Raw genomic sequence first — 18,639 nt, 5'->3', positions numbered from 1 at the left:
CCCGATCGGTTTCAGGAGGTGGGATCGGTGGGGGTGGTGACGGGCTGCGCGTTCTCCGCCGGGGCGTCGTCACCGCTCCGGCGGGCCTTCAGGATGCGCTTGCCCACCTCGATGACGATCGGGAGAACGGACACGAGGACGATCAGCAGGAAGATGACGTCGACGTGGTCGCGGATGAACTCGATCTGCCCGAGCAGGTAGCCCAGCATCGTCACGCCGGCTCCCCACAGGATGCCGCCGACGATGTTGTACGTGAGGAACAGCGAGTACTTCATCCGCGACGCACCCGCGACGACCGGCGCGAACGTGCGCACGATCGGAACGAACCGGGCCAGGATGATCGTGATCGGGCCGTGCTTCTCGAAGAAGGCGTGCGACTCGTCGATGTACTTCTTCTTGAAGAAGCGTGCGTCGTTGCTCTTGAACAGGGCGGTGCCGCCCTTGCTGCCGATGAAGAAGCCCACCTGGTCGCCGAGGATGGCGGCGATCGGGATCAGGACCAGCAGCACCCCGATGGGGGCGAACGGTTCGATCTCCGTCGACTTCGACGCCGCGATGAGACCGGCGGTGAAGAGGAGCGAGTCGCCGGGGAGCAGGGGGAACAACAATCCCGACTCGATGAAGACGACCGCGAGGAGTCCGACGAGCACCCAGGTGCCGAAGGAGTTGAGGAGGTTCACCGGGTCGAGGAATCCCGGCAACAACGCGAGGTTGGTCACGGAATCCGATGCTGCCTGCACAATCACGGCCCTCAGCGTACCGGCGTATTCCCCGTCTGTCGGAATACTGCAGGTCATGGAGTTTCCGTCGTGTCGCGGACGCGCCGAAACGAAGGTGCCGCGACAGCCACCGGGAGACGTACGCTACCGGTATTGCCATACTGCTAGGACCACATCGCGCGCTGCGCTGATCGCGCGCGCCGAAATCGACACTTTATGGAGGACTGCCGCCGTGCCTATCGCGACTCCCGAGGTCTACGCCGAGATGCTTGGTCGGGCCAAGGAGCACTCCTTTGCCTTCCCCGCCATCAACTGCACTTCTTCCGAAACCATCAACGCCGCCATCAAGGGCTTCGCGGATGCCGGCAGCGACGGCATCATCCAGTTCTCGACGGGTGGCGCCGAGTTCGGTTCGGGCCTGGGCGTCAAGGACATGGTGACCGGCGCGGTCGCACTCGCCGAGTTCGCTCACGTGATCGCCGCGAAGTACGACGTCACGATCGCCCTGCACACAGATCACTGCCCGAAGGACAAGCTCGACACGTTCGTCCGGCCGCTGCTGGAGATCTCCCGCCAGCGCGTCGAGGCCGGCCGCAACCCGCTGTTCCAGTCCCACATGTGGGACGGCTCGGCCGTGCCGATCGACGAGAACCTGAAGATCGCCCAGGAACTCCTCGCGAAGGCCAAGGCCGCGAACATCATCCTCGAGGTCGAGATCGGCGTCGTCGGTGGTGAAGAGGACGGTGTGGAAGCCGAGATCAACGACAAGCTGTACACCTCGCCCGAGGACTTCGAGAAGACCGTCGACGCGCTCGGCACCGGCGAGAACGGCAAGTACCTGCTGGCCGCCACGTTCGGCAACGTGCACGGCGTCTACAAGCCGGGCAACGTGAAGCTGCGCCCCGAGGTGCTCGAGACCGGCCAGAAGGTCGCCGCCGCCAAGCTGGGTCTGTCCGACACCTCGCAGCCGTTCGACTTCGTCTTCCACGGCGGCTCGGGTTCGCTGAAGTCGGAGATCGAGGCTGCGCTGAACTACGGCGTCGTCAAGATGAACGTCGACACCGACACCCAGTACGCGTTCACCCGTCCGATCGTCGGCCACATGTTCGGCAACTACGACGGTGTCCTGAAGGTCGACGGCGAGGTCGGCAACAAGAAGGTCTACGACCCCCGCAGCTACCTGAAGAAGGCCGAGGCCGGCATGACGGCCCGCGTCATCGAGGCCTGCAACGACCTCAAGTCCGCGGGACGCTCCGTCTCCGGATAGGCGCTTCGCGCTCGTGCGCCTTTCTGGTAGTTCCCGCTACCGGAAAGGCGCACAGGCGTTTCTATCGTGGGTCGCAGATCTTCCAGGTGCCGTCGACCTTTTCGAGGTTGAACGTGCGCCACGACTGCTCGCCGGGGTTGGCGGCCGTGTGGGCCTTCACCTGGGCGATGGCGGTGTCGCCGGTGATCTGCACGGCGTCGACGCCGCCGACCACCGGAATGTTCTGCTGCGTGACGGCAACCTGGTGGACCTCGGCGAAGTCCTGATCGGAAAGGCCCTGGTAGTACTCGGCGAGGCTGCCGCAGGTGCTGGTGCGCAGCGTCGCCAGATCGCCCTGGGTGAGTGCCGCGACGAACGTGTCGATCGTGCCCTGCACCTGGGCCTCGGGGGAGTTCTCGGCCCGGTTGTTGTTGTAGACCACCACACCGGCGACGGCGATGGCGGCGACGACGATCACGCCGGCGGCGATCGCGGCGAACAGCCACGCCTTCCCGTGCTTCTTTTGCGGCTTCTCGGCCGCGGCGACACGCTGCGGTGCGCTCTGCTGAGGTGGCAGCACCCGCTGCGGGGCGGCCTTCGGGGGCGCGGGTGGCGGCGGTACGGGCCGCGCGCTCTGCGGCTGCTGGGGCTGGGGCCGGCTCGCTTGGGCGGCGGCGGGCCGGGGCGGCGGAGGCGTCGCCGGGACCGCGGGCTTCGTCACGGGGATCGCGACCGTCTCCGCGTCGGACGCAGGCTTCGATTGCCTCTGCGCCTGCGGGTTCTGCGCGGTCGGCGCGCGGTGCATCTTCGTGGTCGCGGCGTCGGCCGACGCGGGCGAGCCCTTCTGCATGGGGATCGCCGTCGTGGCGGCCTCGGACGTCTTATCGTCAGGTTTCGCCGCCTGCGGGCGCGGTGACGGAGGCTTGGGCAGCGGCGGGAGCGGTTCCTCGGGTTTCGGCCCGACTGCCTTCTCGGGAACCTTCTTCTGCGGGGGCTTCGGCTCCGGCGACTTCGGCGTGGGTGCGGTGGGCTCGGTGCCCCCCGCCGACTTCGCGGGTGTCTCGGCCGCGGCGGACGGTGTGTCCGACGCCGGCTTCTGAGTCGATTCGTCTTTCTTCGGGTCCTGCACGCGCTGCCCCTCGGTCTGCAGAGAAATGAACGTTGGGGGCAGCCTATCGACTACCTGCGTCGCCGGAGACCGCGAGAGGCCGCGTCGCGGACGCGGGCCGACGCAGTGACGGCGCCGCGTCGGGGGCACAATGGGCGCATGACGTCTTTCGGTGACCTTCTCGGACCACAGCCCACGCTGCTTCCCGGGGACGACGAGGCCGAGTCGGCCCTGTTGAACCACGAGGATCCTGCTTCTGTGGCAGCCGCCCATCCCACTGCATCGATCGCGTGGGCGTACCTGGCCGAGGCGGCCTTCAACGCGGACGAGACCATCGCCGCCTACGCGTACGCACGCACCGGGTACCACCGTGGTCTCGACCAGCTGCGTCGCAACGGCTGGAAGGGTTTCGGCCCGGTGCCCTACGGCCACGAACCCAACCGGGGATTCCTCCGCTGCGTCGCCGTCCTGGCGAAGGCGGCGAAGGCGATCGGCGAGACGGACGAGTACGCGCGCTGCCTCGACCTCCTCGAGGACTGCGATCCCCGAGCTGCCGAAGCGCTTGGCGTCGGGTAACGCCCTCAGCTCGGCGAAACTCCGCAGCCGCGACGGACTGAGGACCTCGGCCCAGCGGCTGCGGGTGTCGGCGCTGCCCATCGTGCAGTGTGCGGTGGCGGCCGGCGCCGCGTGGTGGGTGGCGACGGTGGTGATCGGTCACCCGACGCCGTTCTTCGCGCCGATCGCGGCGGTGGTGTCGCTGGGTTTGTCCCTCGGTGCCCGCCTGCGGCGTTCCGTCGAGCTGGTGGCCGGGGTCACGATCGGGATCGGGGTCGGTGACCTCATCGTCTCCTTCATCGGGAGCGGCGCCTGGCAGATCACGCTCGTCGTGGTGCTGGCGATGTCGGCGGCGGTGTTGCTGAACAGCGGCCCGATCTTCTCGATGCAGGCGGGCAACTCCGCGGTGCTCGTGGCGACGCTCCTGCCGCCCGGGGGCGCCGCGGGCATCAACCGGATGGTGGACGCCCTGACCGGTGGTCTGGTGGGCATCGCCGTGGTCGCGCTGATTCCCACGCACCCCGTGGGCCGGGCCCGAAAGTATGCCGCCAACATCCTCGGAACCTCGTCCGAGGTGATGCAGTTGGTGGCCGACGGGTTGGTGGCCAACGACGACAAACCCATCGAGGAGGCGCTGAAGAAGGCGCGGGCCACGCAGGCGTCCATCGACACCCTGCGGACCCACCTTGCCGGCGGCCGGGAGATCAGCCGCATCTCGCCGTTGTACTGGAACACCCGCGGCCGACTCGAACGGTTGACCGCCGCCGCGGACCCACTCGACAACGCACTTCGCAACATCCGGGTGCTGGCGCGGCGTTCACTCTCGTTGGTGCGCGACGACGAGATCCTCAACCCGCGGCTCGTCGACCAGGTGGAGAAACTCGCCCACGCCCTGGAGACCCTGCGGCTGATGGCGCTCGCCGATCCGGGGCAGCAACCCGATCAGGCCGAGGCGGCGCGGGTGCTGCGTTCGGTCGCGTCCGGGTTGAAACCGGAACTGGTCGAGAATGCGGGGTTGTCGGCCACCGTCGTGTTCGCGCAGATCCGGTCGCTGACCGTCGACCTCCTGCAGGTGGCGGGCCTGAAGCGGATCTCGGCCATCGCCACCCTGCCGCCGACCGTGGAGAAGCCCGCGTACCGTCCCGAACTCTGACCCGCCGCGCGCTCTGTTGAGCATATGCGCATGTACGCATATGATCGGCACAACTCGGGAGGAGGCTCAGGCATGGGAGTCGGACACGGCCATTCACACGGCCACACGCAAGGCGGCGGTGAGGTAGGGCCGTCTCGCGCGCGGATCCGTCGCATGGCGGTGGCCCTCGTCATTCTCATCGCGTTCCTGTTCCTCGAGGCCGGTGTCGGTCTGGCCGTCAACTCGCTGTCGCTGCTCGCCGACGCCGGGCACATGCTCACCGACGTCGTCGGCATGTCGATGGGGCTCGTCGCACTCCTCCTGGCCCGCAAGGGCAGTGCCACCGCGGCCCGGACGTTCGGCTGGCACCGCGCCGAAGTGCTCACCGCCATGGCCAACGCCGCGATGCTGCTCGCCGTCGCGATCTGGGTGTTCTACGAGGCGATCTCGCGCATCGGCGACGCACCCGAACTTCCCGGATTGGCGCTCATCCTCACCGCCGCCGCCGGTCTCGCCGCGAATCTCGTGGTGATGCTGATGCTGCGCGCCGATTCCAAGGACAGCCTCGCAGTCCGCGGCGCGTACCTCGAGGTGCTCGCGGACGCGGTCGGCAGTGTCGGCGTGCTCATCGCCGGCGCCCTCGTGCTGTTGTTCAACTGGACCTACGCCGACATCATCGTCGGTGTCCTGATCTCGCTGTGGGTGGTACCGCGGGCGATGAAACTGGCCGCCGCATCACTGCGCATCCTCACCCAGGCCTCCCCGGCCGACGTCGACGTCGAGGGCGTGCAGGCCGACCTCGAAGCGCTGCCCGGCGTCACCGGCGTGCACGATCTCCACGTGTGGACGCTCACCACGGGAATGGACGTCGCCACCGTCCATCTCACGACCGATGCCGACTCGTCCGCGGTCCTCGAATCCGCGCGGACGATCCTGGAGAGTCATCAACTGTCGCACGCGACGGTCCAGGTCGAATCCACCGCCAACGGGCGACACTGCGCCGAGAACGTCACCTGGTAGGGTCCCTGTCCGTTTCGTCCGGAATCGCGACGGGCAATCGCCGTGGGACGACTTACGGAAGGGAACATCATGTCCACTCTCGCAGCGTTCACACGACCCGTCGCCGTTGCCGCCCTCTTCGCAGCACCGGCCGCCGCCTCGGCCGCGCCGTTCATGCCCGACGCCCAGGTGACGTACCTGAACATCGGCCAGGCGCCCGACGATCGGCACGTCCGGGCCGTTGGCGGACGGCAATGGCGTCGAGTAAGGAACTGCCCGGTTTGACCGCCCACCTCGTCCCCGGCGGAACCTACGATCCGGACGGTCCGGCGGGGCCTGCGGAAGCGTGCACCCTCGGCTTCGGATTCGCCGTCTTGCAGTGACCGTCATTTCGTGAAGCGGGTGACTCCGGCGCCCGGCCGCCACAGGTCGACGTACAGGTGGTCGCCGTCGACGGTGGTGAGCACTACCTCGTCGAGGCCGAGCTCGAAGACGTCCGCCTCGGGGATCTCGTCCGGGTAGTGGTCGACGATCTGCTGCTTGCGCTCCCCGAGGATCTCCGTTGCGCGGCCACTGATCTTGGCGTCGCCACCCTCCATCGTGTGGTGACCGGGGTTGGCGTGCAGAGAGAACCGCGGATCGCGTTGCAGGTCCCGCACTTTGCGTGCGCCGACCATCGAACCGAGCAGCAGCGCGCCTTCGTAGAACTCGACCTCCGTGCCGCTCACCCTCGGTGAGCCGTCCCTGCGGAGTGTCGCCAGCACGTGGTGCTTGTGGGCGTCGAAGCGTGCGGCGACGGCCTTGGCGAGGTCGGGTGCTTCGGTTTCGAACTGCGTCCAATTGGTCATGCCGACCAGTGTGCGCTCCTATCCCTGACATCTACTGTCAGGGATTATCTCTAGACTCGAGGTATGCGTTCGAGTCGGCTCGTCGAGGTGATGCTCCGCTTGGAGGGCAGTCGCGGCGCCACCGCCCAGCAATTGGCGGACGAACTCGGCGTCTCCGTCCGCACGGTGTATCGCGACGTCACGGCGTTGTCGGTGGCCGGGGTCCCGTTGTGGACGGAGAGCGGCCCCGGCGGCGGAATCCGGTTGCTCGACGGCTGGCAGTCGAAACTCGGCGGGATGACGGGGGAGGAGACGTCCGCGCTGATGCTGCTGGGTGTCCCGTCGATCGCCGACGACCTCGGCCTGCGCGACGTCACCGCGGCGGCGCAGTCGAAGCTGTTGGGGGCGTTGCCGGTTCCGCTGCGTGCCGGGGCCCGGCTGTGGCGGGATCGGCTGTACGTCGACGCTCCCGGCTGGTTCGACGCGCCGCGCGACCACGGTCACCTTCCGGTGGTCGCGTCCGCGGTGCTCGAGGGGCGACGTCTCGCCATTCGCTATCGCAAAGGAAGCCGTTCGGCGGCAAGGACACTCGACCCGCTGGGCCTAGTCGCGAAGGCCGGCGTCTGGTATCTCGTCGCGCAGCACCGCGGACGGACGCTGTCGTACCGGGTGTCGCGAATCGGTGCCGTCGCCGTGCTCGAGCAGTCGGCGACGCGGCCCGAACACTTCGACCTCGGCGCGTGGTGGACGGCCTCGACGGCCGAATTCGATCGCGCTCTCCTGAGATTCGGATGCCGAGTGCGGCTGTCACCCGCGTCGTGGCGCCGGCTGCACCGGGTCGTCGGAGTGGAGGCCGCGCGCGTCGAACCCGGTCCGCCGGACGACGACGGCTGGGTGACCGTCGACCTGGTGCTCGAGGCCGAGGACGTGGCACTCGACCAGCTGACCGCTCTCGGCGGGGGAGTCGAGGTGCTCCAACCGCACTCGCTGCGGACATCGCTCCGTGCGGTGGGAGAGGCGATCACAAGCCGAAACGGCTGAGCCGGCCGTCCGGGCTTCGTCAGAGGCGTTCGAGCACCGTGGCGTTGGCGAGTCCGCCGGCCTCGCACATGGTCTGCAGACCGAACCGGGCCCCGCGCTGTTCCATGACGTTCACCAGCGTGGTCATGAGCCGCGCGCCGCTGGCCCCGAGGGGATGTCCGAGCGCGAGGGCGCCGCCGTGCACGTTGACCCGATCCAGGTCTGCCCCCGTGTCGGCCGCCCAGGCCAGGACCACCGACGCGAAGGCCTCGTTGACCTCGAACAGGTCGATGTCCGAGATGTCGAGGCCGCTGCGCTGGAGCACCTTGCGCGTCGCGGGAACGACGGCGGTGAGCATCATCAGCGGGTCGTCACCGACGACGGCAAAGCTGTGGAGCCGGGCCAGGGGTCGCAGTCCCAGGCGTGCCGCGATCTCGCTCGTGGTGATCATGAGCGCCGCGCTGCCGTCCGACAGGGGACTGCTGTTGCCCGCGGTAATCGACCACTCGATCTGAGGGAACCTCGTGGAGTAGGTGTCGCTGCGGAACGCGGGTTGCAGGCCGGCGAGTGCATCCAGGGTCGTGTCCGGGCGGATGGCCTCGTCGACGCTCAACTCGGGAAGGACGGCGAGTTCCTTCGCGAAGTTTCCGGCGCTCGTTGCCGCCGCGGCCTTCTGGTGGCTGTGCGCGGCGAACTCGTCGAGCCGGGTGCGTGAGAGACCCCACCGGGCGGCGATGAGTTCGGCGCTGATGCCCTGCGGGACGAGCCCGTCGGGGTAGCGGCGTTCGAAACCTGCACCCATCGATTCGCGGCCGACGGCACTGGACCCCATCGGAACCCGGCCCATCGATTCGACGCCGGCGGCGACGACGATGTCGTAGGCGCCGGACATCACGCCCTGCGCGGCGAAGTGGACGGCCTGCTGGCTGCTGCCGCACTGACGGTCGACGGTCGTGCCGGGTACGGATTCGGGATACCCCGCGGCGAGAAGTGCACTGCGCGTGATGTTCTGGCTCTGGTCGCCGACCTGGGTGACGGTGCCACCGATGACGTCGTCGATCAGTGCGGGATCGATTCCCGTGCGCTCGACGAGGGCCGACAGGCTGTGGGCGAGGAGGTCGACGGGATGCGCTCCGTGCAGGGCGCCCGAGGGCTTGCCCTTGCCGATCGGCGTACGGACGGCCTCGACGATGACGGCGTCTCTCATGAGATTCCTTTCGGTGCTGTGAGTACTTGTCAACCGCCCGCGGTTGACAAGTACTCACGGGTGCTGGCTTTTGTTTGCCATAGTCAGAACTGTACACCTGGCTATGCGATTAGCAAGTCAGCTACGATGAGGGCATGGATGCGGCACGACTGGACGGCTTTCTCGCAGATCGCGACACCTGGCGGGCGACGCACTGCTCCATCGCCAAGGCGATGGACGTCGTCGGCACGCGTTCGGCCGTCCTGATCCTGCGGGAGGCGTATTACGGCACCACGCGATTCGACGACTTCGCGCAACGTGTCGGCATCACGGAGGCGGTGGCGGCGGCACGACTGCGCGAATTGACGACGGAGGGCCTGTTCGAGCGGAGTCCGTACAAGGAGCCCGGGCAGCGCACCCGGTACGAGTACGTGCTTACCGAGAAGGGACGCGACCTCCTGCCCGCCGTCCTCGCGCTGATGCAGTGGGGCGACAAGTACCTTCAGTCCGAGTACGGGCCGCCCCTCGGACTGAGTGACGACGCGACCGGTGACCCCGTGCGCGTCGAGGTCCGCAGTCCGGACCGGGAGGTGCCGTTGCGGGACCTGCGGCTGACGCCCAACTTCACCGAGGAGGAGGCGCGCCGGCCCCACCTGTGAGTACTTATTAACCGCGGGCGGTTAATAAGTACTCACGGGTCAGAGCCAGAAGCGCATCAGTCGGTTGCCGTACTGCGCGTAGATCTCCGGCACCCCGGACAGTTCGAACAGTCGGTAGATGACGTCGAAGAACACCACGTTGACCGACGGCACGAACAGCAGCGCCACGAGGATCAGCAGTCCGTACGGCTTGTACTGGTCGACGGACCTGCGGGTGCGGGGCGGAAGGAACGGCTCGAGTGCGGCGTAGCCGTCGAGTCCCGGGACCGGCAGGAGGTTGAGCACCGTGGCCATCACCTGCAGGAACGCGAGAAAGCTCAGTCCCGCCCAGAACACGGTGTGGTGGCCGTCCAGACCGAACGAGCGGATCACGGCGAGCAGGACGATCGCCGACACCAGGTTCACCGCGGGCCCGGCCAGCGACACCCGTGCCTGGACCTTCGGTGGAAACAACCCGGTACGCAGGTACACCGCACCGCCGGGCAACCCGATCCCGCCGAGTGCGATGAACAGCACCGGCAGGCCGATCGACAGCAGTGGGTGGCTGTATTTCACCGGGTTGAGGGTGAGGTAGCCGCGGACCTCGACGTCGGTGTCGCCGTGCCGCCACGCGGTGTACGCGTGCGCGAACTCGTGCAGGCAGAGGGTCACCACCCATCCCGCGACCACCAGCAGGAACACCCCGACGTGTCCGAGAACCGACTGCAGTCCGGCCCGCCAGGCGAGAACACCGCCGGCGACTGCGACAGCGACGACCAGGAGGAAGACCGGGCTGGGACGGACCGCGGTGGTCCGCGCCCTGGGCAGGTTCATCGCACCAGCAACCACTCTTGGTCGTGGCGGTAGAACGTCGACCGTTTGACGTCGCGGGGGTTGGGGACGCCGTCACGGGTGACTGCCGCGGCGGGTGAGCCGAGTTGCACCGCGCGACCTTCCACCCAGCGGCGCGGTAGCCAGCGCCGGCGTGGTTCGACCGACGCGCGCAGGCCGGGCATCCGAGGGGTCGGGGTGACGGTCATGCTCGTCGTCGTGCCGGAGAACAACCGGGTGTCGTCGACGTAGGACTCGCCGACGAGCGGTTCGGCGCCGGGGCCCGTGACGGTGGCGCGTCCGACGAGCGCGATCCCCGCGTCGTCGCGGACGAGTGGGACCGGCTTGGCCGTCCCCTTCAGCGCGGTGCGGGCTCCGCGGGCGCCGGCGGACAGGTGGTAGGCGTCGGTGGCGTCCGAACGATGCTCGGCGACGTAGGCCAGTTCGATGTGCAGGCGTTCGGTGCGCATCAATCGGGTCAGGGTGGCGGCGAGGGCGGCGTCGCTGCCCACCACGATCAGTCGCGGTTCCGTGACCACCTGCAGTTTGGAGAAGACCTCGTCGAAGTCGTCCTTGTCCGGAACGGTGGGTGCGCTCGAGGCCGAAATGGATCCCAGAGGCAGGGGAAGCGGCACGTCGCCGCAAATGAGCACTACGGGGGTCAACGCCACTCCTCGCCCGGATGTCCCGCCGCGATTTCCGCAGCTTCCCTTTCGGATCATCCTAGTGGCACGCCCCAGTTGGCCTCCGCTGCCGGACTGTGGGGTCTGTTCTCCGGGCCCTCGGCTAGACTGTTCCCCCGGCCACTGCCTACGAACGGCAGGACCACGCAGTCGGATACGACTGTACGTCGACCGTAGGAGACAACGTCATGCCGGCAATCGTCCTGATCGGCGCCCAGTGGGGCGACGAGGGCAAGGGCAAAGCTACCGATCTACTGGGCGGACGCCTGCAGTGGGTGGTGCGCTACCAGGGCGGTAACAACGCCGGACACACCGTGGTTCTTCCCAACGGCGACAAGTTCGCGCTGCATCTGATTCCGTCCGGAATCCTCACGCCGGGCGTCACGAACGTCATCGGCAACGGCGTCGTGGTGGACCCGGGAGTGCTGCTCACCGAACTCGCCGGACTCGACGAGCGGGGCGTGGATACCAGCCGCCTGCTGCTCTCGGCCGACGCGCACCTGATCATGCCGTACCACGTCGCCATCGACAAGGTCACCGAACGCTTCCTCGGGGCCAAGAAGATCGGCACCACCGGACGCGGTATCGGGCCCTGCTACCAGGACAAGATCGCCCGTGTCGGCGTTCGCGTGCAGGACGTCCTGGACGAGAAGATCCTCACCCAGAAGGTCGAGGCGGCGCTCGAGTTCAAGAACCAGGTGCTCGTCAAGATCTACAACCGCAAGGCCCTCGACCCGCAGCAGGTCGTCGACGAGGTGCTCGAGCAGGCCGAGGGTTTCAAGCACCGCATCGCCGACACGCGACTGCAGCTCAACCAGGCTCTCGAGCGCGGCGAGACGGTGTTGCTGGAGGGCTCACAGGGCACGCTCCTCGACGTCGATCACGGCACCTATCCCTACGTGACCTCGTCCAACCCGACGTCCGGTGGCGCAGCGGTCGGTTCGGGCATCGGACCGACCAGGATCACCACGGTGCTGGGCATCCTCAAGGCGTACACCACGCGGGTGGGGTCGGGCCCGTTCCCGACCGAACTGTTCGACCAGAACGGTGAATACCTGGCCAAGACCGGCGGCGAGGTGGGTGTCACCACCGGCCGTGCCCGTCGCACCGGCTGGTTCGACGCCGTGATCGCCCGTTACGCAACGCGTGTCAACGGCATCACCGACTACTTCCTCACCAAGCTCGACGTGCTGAGCAGCCTCGACACCATCCCGATCTGCGTCGGCTACGACGTCGACGGTGTCCGGTACGACGAGATGCCTATGTCGCAGTCCGACGTTCATCACGCGAAGCCGATCTACGAAGAAATGCCCGGCTGGTGGGAAGACATCTCCCACGCCCGGACCTTCGAGGAACTGCCGAAGAACGCACAGAACTACGTTCTGCGTCTGGAGGAGCTGTCGGGCGCGTACATCTCCTGCATCGGCGTCGGCCCCGGCCGCGACGAGACCATCGTCCGCCGCGACGTGGTGCGGTAGCCCGCTCGTCCTTCGCCGAATGTCGCATCGGTCCAGTTGAACTGCACCGATGCGACATTCGACGAGTCGAGATACATTCGAACCGATGATCAGGACTGTCGAAGCGACCACTCGTGCACCCGTCGGCGGGTGGTACGACAGCTTCCACGCCGCGGCCGCCGTGCTGGAGACATTCGGTTCTCGTCGCGACCCGTCGGACGCAGGCAGGTGTATGGCAGTGGTCTCGACGGATCTCGGTGTCTCGGTCTTCGAGGGTGACCGGAGGTCGACGGTCGACGCGTTCGTCCACGCCGTGGAACGGGCGATCGTCGCCGGTGGGCAGGCGTTCGTGCTCGGCTGTGCCCACGCCACCGGACTGGATCAGCCGGTGGTCCGGACGCTCCGGGTTCCCGACGGCGACCGGATGGCGGCGGCGAGCGCGATGGCGCGCGAACTCGCCGACCCGTCGACGGACGCTCACCGCCCGATGACACCGCGGTTCAGTCGAACTGAACCACGGTGACATTCGGCGACCCACCGAGGCCGAGCAGCGACACACCGAGGCCGAGCAGCGCCGTACCGCGGCCGGGCAGGGCTCTGCCGCATCCGGTCAGAACAGCACCGGGTCGTCGAAACCCGGGGTGTGCTCGAGCGCGAGCAGTTCGCGTTTGGTGAGTGTGCCCGCTCCCGCGGAGAAGCCGCCCACCTGTCCACCGGCGGCGAGGACGCGATGGCAGGGGATCACGATCGGCAACGGATTGCGGCCGAGGGCCTGGCCGACGGCCTGCGCGGCATGGGGCTTGCCGAGTTCGGCCGCGATGTCGCCGTAGGTGAGGGTGTTGCCCGGGTCGATGCCGCGGGTGATGTCGTATACGGCGCAGTCGAATTCGGGGACACCCTCGAAGTCGAGGTCGATCCACCGCAGATCGTCGAGAGCGCCGCCGAGGTGGTCGCGTATCCCGTCGAGGGCCTGCTGGACCGGGGCCGGCGGCTGGTGCTCGACCGCATCCGGGAAGCAGCGTTCGAGACGCTGCCAGGTGGCCTCGGGCGAGCCTTCCGGCAGTTGCACGCCCACGATCCCGGCGGCCCGCCAGGCGATGGCGCAGGTGCCGAGAGCAGTGTCGAACAGGGCGATTCCTGTGGTCACCAATCCAGTATGCCTGCCACATCCGACGTTCACCTTCCGTTGACCGCGGTTGGACATCCTCGAGGTTCGCCGACCGAGGAGATGTTCCGTGTATTTGTCCCGCCGTACCCTGCTCCGCTCCACCGCGCTCGGATTGCTCGCCGTTCCTGCGGCGGCGTGCTCCGGCGGTTCGGGCCCGGCGCTGGTCCGCGACCGGCCGAGCCTGACGCACGGTGTCGCGGCCGGGGACGTGCGAGCCGACGGCGCACTCGTCTGGGCGCGATCCGACCGTCCAGCGACGATGATCGTGGAGACCTCCGCCACCGAGTCGTTCACCGACCCGGTGCGTCACGAGGGCGGGCTGCTCACCCCGGACACGGACGGCACCGGCCGGCTGCGGCTGACCGGACTACCCGCCGGGCAGCAGGTGCACTACCGTGTGACCCTCGAAGGCGACGACGGCGCGACGTCGGAAGGGGTGACGGGCGTCTTCCGCACCGCTCCGAGCGCACCCGGCGACATTCGGTTGCAGTGGTCGGGAGACACGGCGGGTCAGGGATACGGGATCAACCCGGACGTCGGGGGAATGCGGATCTTCGACACGATGGCGTCGCGGGACCCGCACCTGTTCCTGCACTCAGGCGACGTCGTCTACGCGGACGGCCCGCTGAAGGAGTCGGTCACGTTGCCGGATGGACGCGTGTGGCGGAACACGGTCAGCGAGGCGAAGGCCGCGGTCGCGCAGACGCTGGACCAATACCGCGGCCAGTACGCGTACAACCTCACCGACGACAACTACCGCAGGTTCAATTCGTCTGTGGCGCAGATTGTTCAGTGGGACGACCACGAGACCGTGAACAACTGGTACCCCGGTGAGGTGCTCGACCTCGATGCGTACACGGAGAAGAACGTGGACGTGCTGGCGCAGAGGGCATTCCAGGCGTACCACGAGTGGCTGCCGATCGAGCCGGCCGAGGCGGTCGACGGTCGGGTGTACCGCAAGATGGGCTACGGGCCACTGCTCGACGTCTTCGTCCTCGACATGCGCACCTACAAGGACGCGAACGGGACCAACACGGGTGCGGTCGGTCAGATTCTCGGTGCGGCGCAAAAGGACTGGCTGATCCGTGAACTCGGTGTGTCGACGGCGACATGGAAGATCATCGCCAACGACCTTCCACTCGGCGTGGTGGTCCCGGACGGCGACACGGCGTTCGAGGGTGTCGCGAACCGGGAACCGGGTCGGCCCTCCGGGCGGGAATCGGAGATCGCCCAGGTCCTGTCGGCGATCAAGGCGGGCCGGATCACCGGGACCGTCTGGCTCACGGCGGACGTGCACTACACCGCCGCGCACCGCTACTCGCCCGAGCGTGCCGCGTACCAGGATTTCGACGAGTTCTGGGAGTTCGTGTCCGGGCCGCTCAACGCGGGCGGGTTCGGTCCCAACGATCTCGACGCCACGTTCGGCCCCGAGGCAGTGTTCGTGCACGCACCGCCGGCACCCAACTCGTCGCCGCTCGACGGATACCAGCACTTCGGCGAGGTGTTCATCGACGGGCAGACGTCGGAGTTGCGGGTGGACCTCCTCGACGCGGCCGGGGCGGTGCTGTTCACTCGGGTCCTGCCGCCGCCGCCCTGACCCCGACGTGAGTGCCGATGCCGCGCTGACCCCGACGTGAGTGCCGCGGCGTCCCCGGTCACACTTTCGCACTCACGTGCGGGAGGTCCAGTCCGCAGAATCTGGACTGCTCGGCTCGTCGGGGAAGATCCCGCCGAGCGGGGCGCCGACCCGGAACTGCTCCAGGCGAAAAGGCCCTTTACCTTCCTCTTTGGGGCCGTAATGCGCCACGGCCGCGGCCAGAAGGACCATGCACGCGAGGGTGATCACTGTCGTCATGGATCCGAGCTTCGTCGCAACTGGCTTGGAGATGAATAGCCAAGTGGTTGATACTGGACCGCATGATGACTCGTGTGCTCGGAGCCCGCTCACTGGCCAGGGACCTCGGTAACTGGCAGGACGACAGCGGTCGCCGCTCGGCGGCGCGGCCGGCCTACCGGGCACTCGCGGACGGGATCCGCCTGCTCGTGCACGACGGCCGCATCCCGCTGGGTGTCGCGTTGCCGAGCGAGCGCGAACTGGCGTCGGTGCTGGAATTGAGCCGGACCACGATCACGTCGTCGTACTCGGTGCTCCGGGACGAGGGCTATCTCCTCAGCCGTCAGGGGTCGCGCAGCACGGTGGCGCTGCCGCTGGGGGCGCGGCAGAACGGATTGATGTTCCGGGCGCACCAGCCGGGCTCGGACAGTGCGGTGGTCGACCTCAGCTACGCGGCGATGGCGGCGCCGGCCGAGGCAGTCGAGCATGCGTACGCGTATGCGTTGCAATCACTTCCACAGTTCCTCACGACTCACGGCATGGAGCCGGTCGGGATCGGCGCGCTGCGGGACGTGATCGCGGCCCGGTACCGGGCACGGGGTCTCGAGACCTCACCCGAGCAGATCATGGTCACGTCGGGTGCCCAGCACGCGCTGCGGCTGCTCCTCAACGTGCTCACGGCGCCCGGGGAACGGGTGCTGGTCGATCACCCCACGTACCCTAACGCGCTGGAGGCGATCCGCAGGGTCGGTGCGCGTCCGGTACCGGTTCCCGTCCGCCCCGAGGGGGGTGCGTCCGGGGCGTGGGATCTGGACGGCATCCGGAGCGCGGCCCGGCAGACGGCGGCCCGGATGGCGTACCTGATCCCGGATTTCCACAACCCCACGGGACTGTGCCTCGATGCGCCGGGGCGGGCCGAGCTGGCGCGGATCGCGCGCGATACCCGCATGACGCTGGTGGTGGACGAGACGATGGTCGACCTGTGGCTCGACGAACCGTCGCCGGGCCCGGTCGCGGCGCACGGCAGGGGAGCGGCGAAGTCGGAGGTCGTGACGATCGGGTCGGCTGCCAAATCGTTCTGGGGTGGGCTGCGCGTCGGGTGGATCCGGGCCGATCCGGCGCTGATCACCCGGCTCGCCGGGGCGCGGGCCGCGGTGGATCTGGGTACGCCGGTGATGGACCAGCTCGCGGCGGCGCATCTGCTCTCCGACGACGAACTCGTTCTCGCGCGTCGCCGGGCGGAGTTGCGCGAACAGCGGAGCGCGATGCTCGACGCACTCGCCGACCGTCTCCCGGACTGGATCCCGACCATCGGTTCGGGAGGGATGTCGCTGTGGCTGCGGATGCCCGCGCCGGTGTCGACGGCGCTGGCAGCGACGGCCCCCAACTTCGGGGTGCTGCTGGCGGCGGGACCGCGCTTCGGTGTGGAGGGTGCATTCGAGCGGTTCGTCCGGCTCCCCTACGCGCGGACGTCGGACGAGTTGCGCCGCGGCGTCGACGGTATCGCGGCGGCGTACGCGACGCTGGCCGTCGACCGGGAGCTCGCGGAACCGTCCCTCGTCGTCTGATCAGGTGCGTGGCGAAGCGTGCCGGGGCACACTTCGCCACTCACCTGTCAGGTCCAGACGGTGTCGATGTCGACGCCCTCACGGGCCGGCGGGGTGGGTGCGCCTGCGGGGGTGCGGGAGAACCGCGGCGCCGGGGCGTGCTGGGTGACGCCGTCGAGGTCGATCAGCGACCCGCGGGCGGCGATGTGCTCGTTGGACGGCGCCTCCGCGAACGTCAGCACGGGGGAGACGCAGGCGTCGGTGCCGAGGAAGACGGCAGCCCACTCGTCGCGGGTCTTCGACAGGAACTTCTCCGCGAAGACCTTCTTCATCTGCGGCCACGACGCCATGTCCATCTGCTGCGGCAGTTCGGCGGGGTCGAGTTCGAGGCCCTGGAGCAGCAGGGCGTAGAACTGCGGCTCGATCGCACCGACGGCCATGTACTTGCCGTCGGACGTCTCGTAGGTGTCGTAGAACGGCGCACCGGTGTCGAGCAGGTTGACGCCGCGCTCGTCGGACCAGACGCCGCGGCCGCGGAACGCCCACATCATGTGGGACAGGGCCAGCGCACCGTCGACCATCGCCGCGTCCACGACCTGGCCCTTGCCGGACGACTGGCGCTCGACCAGCGCCGACAGGATGCCGAAGATCAGGAACATCGAACCGCCGCCGAAGTCGCCGACCATGTTGAGCGGCGGCACGGGACGCTCACCCTTGCGCCCGACGGCGTGCAGGACACCGGTCAGCGAGATGTAGTTGATGTCGTGGCCGGCGGCGCTGGCCAGCGGACCCTCCTGGCCCCAGCCCGTCATCCGTCCGTACACGAGTCGCTCGTTGCGCTCCAGGCACACGTCGGGCCCCAGGCCCATGCGCTCGGTGACGCCGGGGCGGAATCCCTCGATCACGACGTCGGCCCGCTCGATCAGTCCGAGCACCTTCTCGACCTGCTCGGGGTCCTTCAGGTTGGCCTCGACGACGCGGCGGCCGCGCTGGATCTGGTCGTACGGACCCTCCGGCGGAATCACGCCCGGACGCTGGACGCAGACGACGTCGGCGCCGAGATCGGCCAGGAGGGCGGCGGCGTGCGGGCCCGGTCCGAGGCCTGCGAATTCGACGACGCGAATGCCCGCGAGGGGGCCCTTCTTCTCTGACATTGGAGCAGACACGCGAGTTCCTCATTCCGGTGCGAGACGACCTGTCGAATCGACGTTAACTTGCGCTCCTCCGTCCGTGTGCCCCGGGTCACGGGATACCGGTGTGGGTGACCCCGCGCTCTTGCCTGCGCGCAGGTGCGCGGGGCACAGTTGATCCATGAGTCTTCAGGGTGAGCTCGTGAGTTTTGTGGCCAGCACCGACCTGGACGTCTCGGAGATGTTCTATGTGGAGACCCTGGGGCTGACGCGCGTCTCGCGCGACGAGTTCGCGTTGGCGCTCGATTGCAACGGGGCACTGCTCCGGGTCACGCTCGTGCAGGCGAAGGCCGACACCGGGTACACGGTGCTGGGGTGGAAGGTCGCCGACCTGAACGGGGTCGTCGAGTCGCTGCGCACCAAGGGCATCGAGTTCACCGAGTATCCCGGGATGGATCAGGACGAGCACGCGGCCTGGCGGGCGCCGGACGGCATCCGCGTCGCGTGGTTCCGGGATCCGCACGGCAACGTGCTGTCGTTGTTCCAGGACCCGAACTGA

General features: G+C 68.3%; 21 protein-coding genes. 12 read left to right on the top strand and 9 right to left on the bottom strand.

Features of this window, described 5'->3' with window-relative positions; genetic code table 11:
* Positions 1–11: 11 nt before the first annotated feature.
* Positions 12–797, bottom strand: a complete 786-nt coding sequence (locus ACFTWF_RS20305; protein WP_378462973.1) for a VTT domain-containing protein — start codon at positions 795–797, stop codon at positions 12–14.
* Positions 798–951: 154 nt separating this feature from the next.
* On the opposite strand from ACFTWF_RS20305, the gene fbaA reads away from it, so the two are divergent.
* Positions 952–1,986 (top strand): class II fructose-bisphosphate aldolase, encoded by a 1,035-nt coding sequence (fbaA, locus tag ACFTWF_RS20300; RefSeq protein WP_378462972.1) that lies wholly within the window; start codon positions 952–954, stop codon positions 1,984–1,986.
* 61 nt (positions 1,987–2,047) lie between these two features.
* On the opposite strand, the gene ACFTWF_RS20295 is transcribed toward fbaA, so the two are convergent.
* Positions 2,048–3,094 carry a transcriptional regulator gene (locus ACFTWF_RS20295; RefSeq protein ID WP_378462971.1) on the bottom strand — a complete coding sequence of 349 codons (1,047 nt, stop codon included), beginning with the start codon at positions 3,092–3,094 and terminating at the stop codon, positions 2,048–2,050.
* Positions 3,095–3,232: 138 nt separating this feature from the next.
* Between ACFTWF_RS20295 and ACFTWF_RS20290 the strand changes: the two genes are divergently transcribed.
* The 4 genes from ACFTWF_RS20290 to ACFTWF_RS20275 all read left to right on the top strand — a co-directional run bounded on the left by ACFTWF_RS20290 (position 3,233) and on the right by ACFTWF_RS20275 (position 6,044).
* A complete protein-coding gene (locus ACFTWF_RS20290) occupies positions 3,233–3,649 on the top strand; it encodes a DUF3151 domain-containing protein (RefSeq protein WP_378462970.1) in 417 nt (138 codons plus the stop codon).
* 64 nt (positions 3,650–3,713) lie between these two features.
* Positions 3,714–4,781 (top strand): aromatic acid exporter family protein, encoded by a 1,068-nt coding sequence (locus ACFTWF_RS20285; RefSeq protein ID WP_378463111.1) that lies wholly within the window; start codon positions 3,714–3,716, stop codon positions 4,779–4,781.
* 72 nt (positions 4,782–4,853) lie between these two features.
* Positions 4,854–5,780 (top strand): cation diffusion facilitator family transporter, encoded by a 927-nt coding sequence (locus ACFTWF_RS20280; protein WP_378462969.1) that lies wholly within the window; start codon positions 4,854–4,856, stop codon positions 5,778–5,780.
* 69 nt (positions 5,781–5,849) lie between these two features.
* Complete coding sequence (locus ACFTWF_RS20275) at positions 5,850–6,044, top strand: hypothetical protein (RefSeq protein WP_378462968.1); 195 nt, start codon at positions 5,850–5,852, stop codon at positions 6,042–6,044.
* A 101-nt stretch (positions 6,045–6,145) separates the two neighbouring features.
* Here the strand turns inward: ACFTWF_RS20275 and ACFTWF_RS20270 are convergent, their stop codons facing one another.
* Positions 6,146–6,607 carry a pyridoxamine 5'-phosphate oxidase family protein gene (locus tag ACFTWF_RS20270; RefSeq protein ID WP_378462967.1) on the bottom strand — a complete coding sequence of 154 codons (462 nt, stop codon included), beginning with the start codon at positions 6,605–6,607 and terminating at the stop codon, positions 6,146–6,148.
* 63 nt (positions 6,608–6,670) lie between these two features.
* Here ACFTWF_RS20270 and ACFTWF_RS20265 point away from each other — a divergent pair, with 63 nt between their 5' ends.
* Positions 6,671–7,627: a helix-turn-helix transcriptional regulator gene (locus ACFTWF_RS20265; RefSeq protein ID WP_378462966.1), complete on the top strand. Its 957-nt coding sequence runs from the start codon at positions 6,671–6,673 to the stop codon at positions 7,625–7,627.
* Positions 7,628–7,646: 19 nt separating this feature from the next.
* Here the strand turns inward: ACFTWF_RS20265 and ACFTWF_RS20260 are convergent, their stop codons facing one another.
* Complete coding sequence (locus ACFTWF_RS20260; RefSeq protein WP_378462965.1) at positions 7,647–8,813, bottom strand: thiolase family protein; 1,167 nt, start codon at positions 8,811–8,813, stop codon at positions 7,647–7,649.
* A gap of 134 nt (positions 8,814–8,947) precedes the next feature.
* Between ACFTWF_RS20260 and ACFTWF_RS20255 the strand changes: the two genes are divergently transcribed.
* Positions 8,948–9,451: a winged helix-turn-helix transcriptional regulator gene (locus ACFTWF_RS20255; RefSeq protein ID WP_378462964.1), complete on the top strand. Its 504-nt coding sequence runs from the start codon at positions 8,948–8,950 to the stop codon at positions 9,449–9,451.
* A gap of 39 nt (positions 9,452–9,490) precedes the next feature.
* Here ACFTWF_RS20255 and ACFTWF_RS20250 read toward each other — a convergent pair whose 3' ends face one another.
* Both ACFTWF_RS20250 and ACFTWF_RS20245 read right to left on the bottom strand, forming a co-directional pair.
* Positions 9,491–10,264 carry a site-2 protease family protein gene (locus ACFTWF_RS20250; RefSeq protein WP_378462963.1) on the bottom strand — a complete coding sequence of 258 codons (774 nt, stop codon included), beginning with the start codon at positions 10,262–10,264 and terminating at the stop codon, positions 9,491–9,493.
* Entirely contained in the window at positions 10,261–10,914 is a 654-nt protein-coding gene (locus ACFTWF_RS20245) for a hypothetical protein (protein ID WP_378463110.1), read from the bottom strand. Before ACFTWF_RS20245 ends, ACFTWF_RS20250 begins: the two co-directional genes overlap by 4 nt.
* 218 nt (positions 10,915–11,132) lie before the next feature.
* Between ACFTWF_RS20245 and ACFTWF_RS20240 the strand changes: the two genes are divergently transcribed.
* Positions 11,133–12,422 carry an adenylosuccinate synthase gene (locus ACFTWF_RS20240; RefSeq protein WP_378462962.1) on the top strand — a complete coding sequence of 430 codons (1,290 nt, stop codon included), beginning with the start codon at positions 11,133–11,135 and terminating at the stop codon, positions 12,420–12,422.
* 85 nt (positions 12,423–12,507) lie between these two features.
* On the top strand, positions 12,508–12,924 hold the full coding sequence (locus ACFTWF_RS20235; protein WP_378462961.1) for a racemase: 417 nt from the start codon (positions 12,508–12,510) through the stop codon (positions 12,922–12,924).
* A gap of 87 nt (positions 12,925–13,011) precedes the next feature.
* On the opposite strand, the gene ACFTWF_RS20230 is transcribed toward ACFTWF_RS20235, so the two are convergent.
* A complete protein-coding gene (locus ACFTWF_RS20230; RefSeq protein ID WP_378462960.1) occupies positions 13,012–13,605 on the bottom strand; it encodes a methylated-DNA--[protein]-cysteine S-methyltransferase in 594 nt (197 codons plus the stop codon).
* Positions 13,606–13,636: 31 nt separating this feature from the next.
* On the opposite strand from ACFTWF_RS20230, the gene ACFTWF_RS20225 reads away from it, so the two are divergent.
* A complete protein-coding gene (locus ACFTWF_RS20225) occupies positions 13,637–15,166 on the top strand; it encodes an alkaline phosphatase D family protein (protein ID WP_378462959.1) in 1,530 nt (509 codons plus the stop codon).
* A 72-nt stretch (positions 15,167–15,238) separates the two neighbouring features.
* On the opposite strand, the gene ACFTWF_RS20220 is transcribed toward ACFTWF_RS20225, so the two are convergent.
* The gene (locus ACFTWF_RS20220) at positions 15,239–15,424 is read right to left on the bottom strand and encodes a hypothetical protein (protein WP_378462958.1); all 186 of its coding nucleotides are present in this window, start codon (positions 15,422–15,424) and stop codon (positions 15,239–15,241) included.
* 62 nt (positions 15,425–15,486) lie between these two features.
* Between ACFTWF_RS20220 and ACFTWF_RS20215 the strand changes: the two genes are divergently transcribed.
* Positions 15,487–16,971, top strand: a complete 1,485-nt coding sequence (locus ACFTWF_RS20215; protein WP_378462957.1) for a PLP-dependent aminotransferase family protein — start codon at positions 15,487–15,489, stop codon at positions 16,969–16,971.
* Between the two features lie 47 nt (positions 16,972–17,018).
* Here ACFTWF_RS20215 and ACFTWF_RS20210 read toward each other — a convergent pair whose 3' ends face one another.
* Entirely contained in the window at positions 17,019–18,116 is a 1,098-nt protein-coding gene (locus tag ACFTWF_RS20210; protein WP_378462956.1) for a CaiB/BaiF CoA transferase family protein, read from the bottom strand.
* Positions 18,117–18,261: 145 nt separating this feature from the next.
* Between ACFTWF_RS20210 and ACFTWF_RS20205 the strand changes: the two genes are divergently transcribed.
* Complete coding sequence (locus ACFTWF_RS20205) at positions 18,262–18,639, top strand: VOC family protein (RefSeq protein ID WP_378462955.1); 378 nt, start codon at positions 18,262–18,264, stop codon at positions 18,637–18,639.

The sequence above is a fragment of the Rhodococcus sp. NPDC056960 genome (genome assembly GCF_042674125.1).
Taxonomy (GTDB): domain Bacteria; phylum Actinomycetota; class Actinomycetes; order Mycobacteriales; family Mycobacteriaceae; genus Rhodococcus_F.
The sequence above is the reverse complement of the archived record's forward strand: the minus strand, read 5'-3'. Positions and strand labels throughout refer to the sequence as shown.

What these genes read in the sequence shown, in the direction of transcription:
- ACFTWF_RS20290 (WP_378462970.1), top strand. Translation starts at nt 3,233, where the DNA reads ATGACGTCTTTCGGTGACCTTCTCGGACCACAGCCCACGCTGCTTCCC.
- ACFTWF_RS20265 (WP_378462966.1), top strand. Translation starts at nt 6,671, where the DNA reads ATGCGTTCGAGTCGGCTCGTCGAGGTGATGCTCCGCTTGGAGGGCAGT.
- ACFTWF_RS20250 (WP_378462963.1), bottom strand. Translation starts at nt 10,264, where the DNA reads ATGAACCTGCCCAGGGCGCGGACCACCGCGGTCCGTCCCAGCCCGGTC.
- ACFTWF_RS20260 (WP_378462965.1), bottom strand. Translation starts at nt 8,813, where the DNA reads ATGAGAGACGCCGTCATCGTCGAGGCCGTCCGTACGCCGATCGGCAAG.
- ACFTWF_RS20235 (WP_378462961.1), top strand. Translation starts at nt 12,508, where the DNA reads ATGATCAGGACTGTCGAAGCGACCACTCGTGCACCCGTCGGCGGGTGG.
- ACFTWF_RS20230 (WP_378462960.1), bottom strand. Translation starts at nt 13,605, where the DNA reads ATGTCCAACCGCGGTCAACGGAAGGTGAACGTCGGATGTGGCAGGCAT.
- ACFTWF_RS20305 (WP_378462973.1), bottom strand. Translation starts at nt 797, where the DNA reads ATGACCTGCAGTATTCCGACAGACGGGGAATACGCCGGTACGCTGAGG.
- ACFTWF_RS20255 (WP_378462964.1), top strand. Translation starts at nt 8,948, where the DNA reads ATGGATGCGGCACGACTGGACGGCTTTCTCGCAGATCGCGACACCTGG.
- ACFTWF_RS20220 (WP_378462958.1), bottom strand. Translation starts at nt 15,424, where the DNA reads ATGACGACAGTGATCACCCTCGCGTGCATGGTCCTTCTGGCCGCGGCC.
- ACFTWF_RS20205 (WP_378462955.1), top strand. Translation starts at nt 18,262, where the DNA reads ATGAGTCTTCAGGGTGAGCTCGTGAGTTTTGTGGCCAGCACCGACCTG.
- ACFTWF_RS20215 (WP_378462957.1), top strand. Translation starts at nt 15,487, where the DNA reads ATGATGACTCGTGTGCTCGGAGCCCGCTCACTGGCCAGGGACCTCGGT.
- ACFTWF_RS20280 (WP_378462969.1), top strand. Translation starts at nt 4,854, where the DNA reads ATGGGAGTCGGACACGGCCATTCACACGGCCACACGCAAGGCGGCGGT.
- ACFTWF_RS20275 (WP_378462968.1), top strand. Translation starts at nt 5,850, where the DNA reads ATGTCCACTCTCGCAGCGTTCACACGACCCGTCGCCGTTGCCGCCCTC.
- ACFTWF_RS20240 (WP_378462962.1), top strand. Translation starts at nt 11,133, where the DNA reads ATGCCGGCAATCGTCCTGATCGGCGCCCAGTGGGGCGACGAGGGCAAG.
- ACFTWF_RS20270 (WP_378462967.1), bottom strand. Translation starts at nt 6,607, where the DNA reads ATGACCAATTGGACGCAGTTCGAAACCGAAGCACCCGACCTCGCCAAG.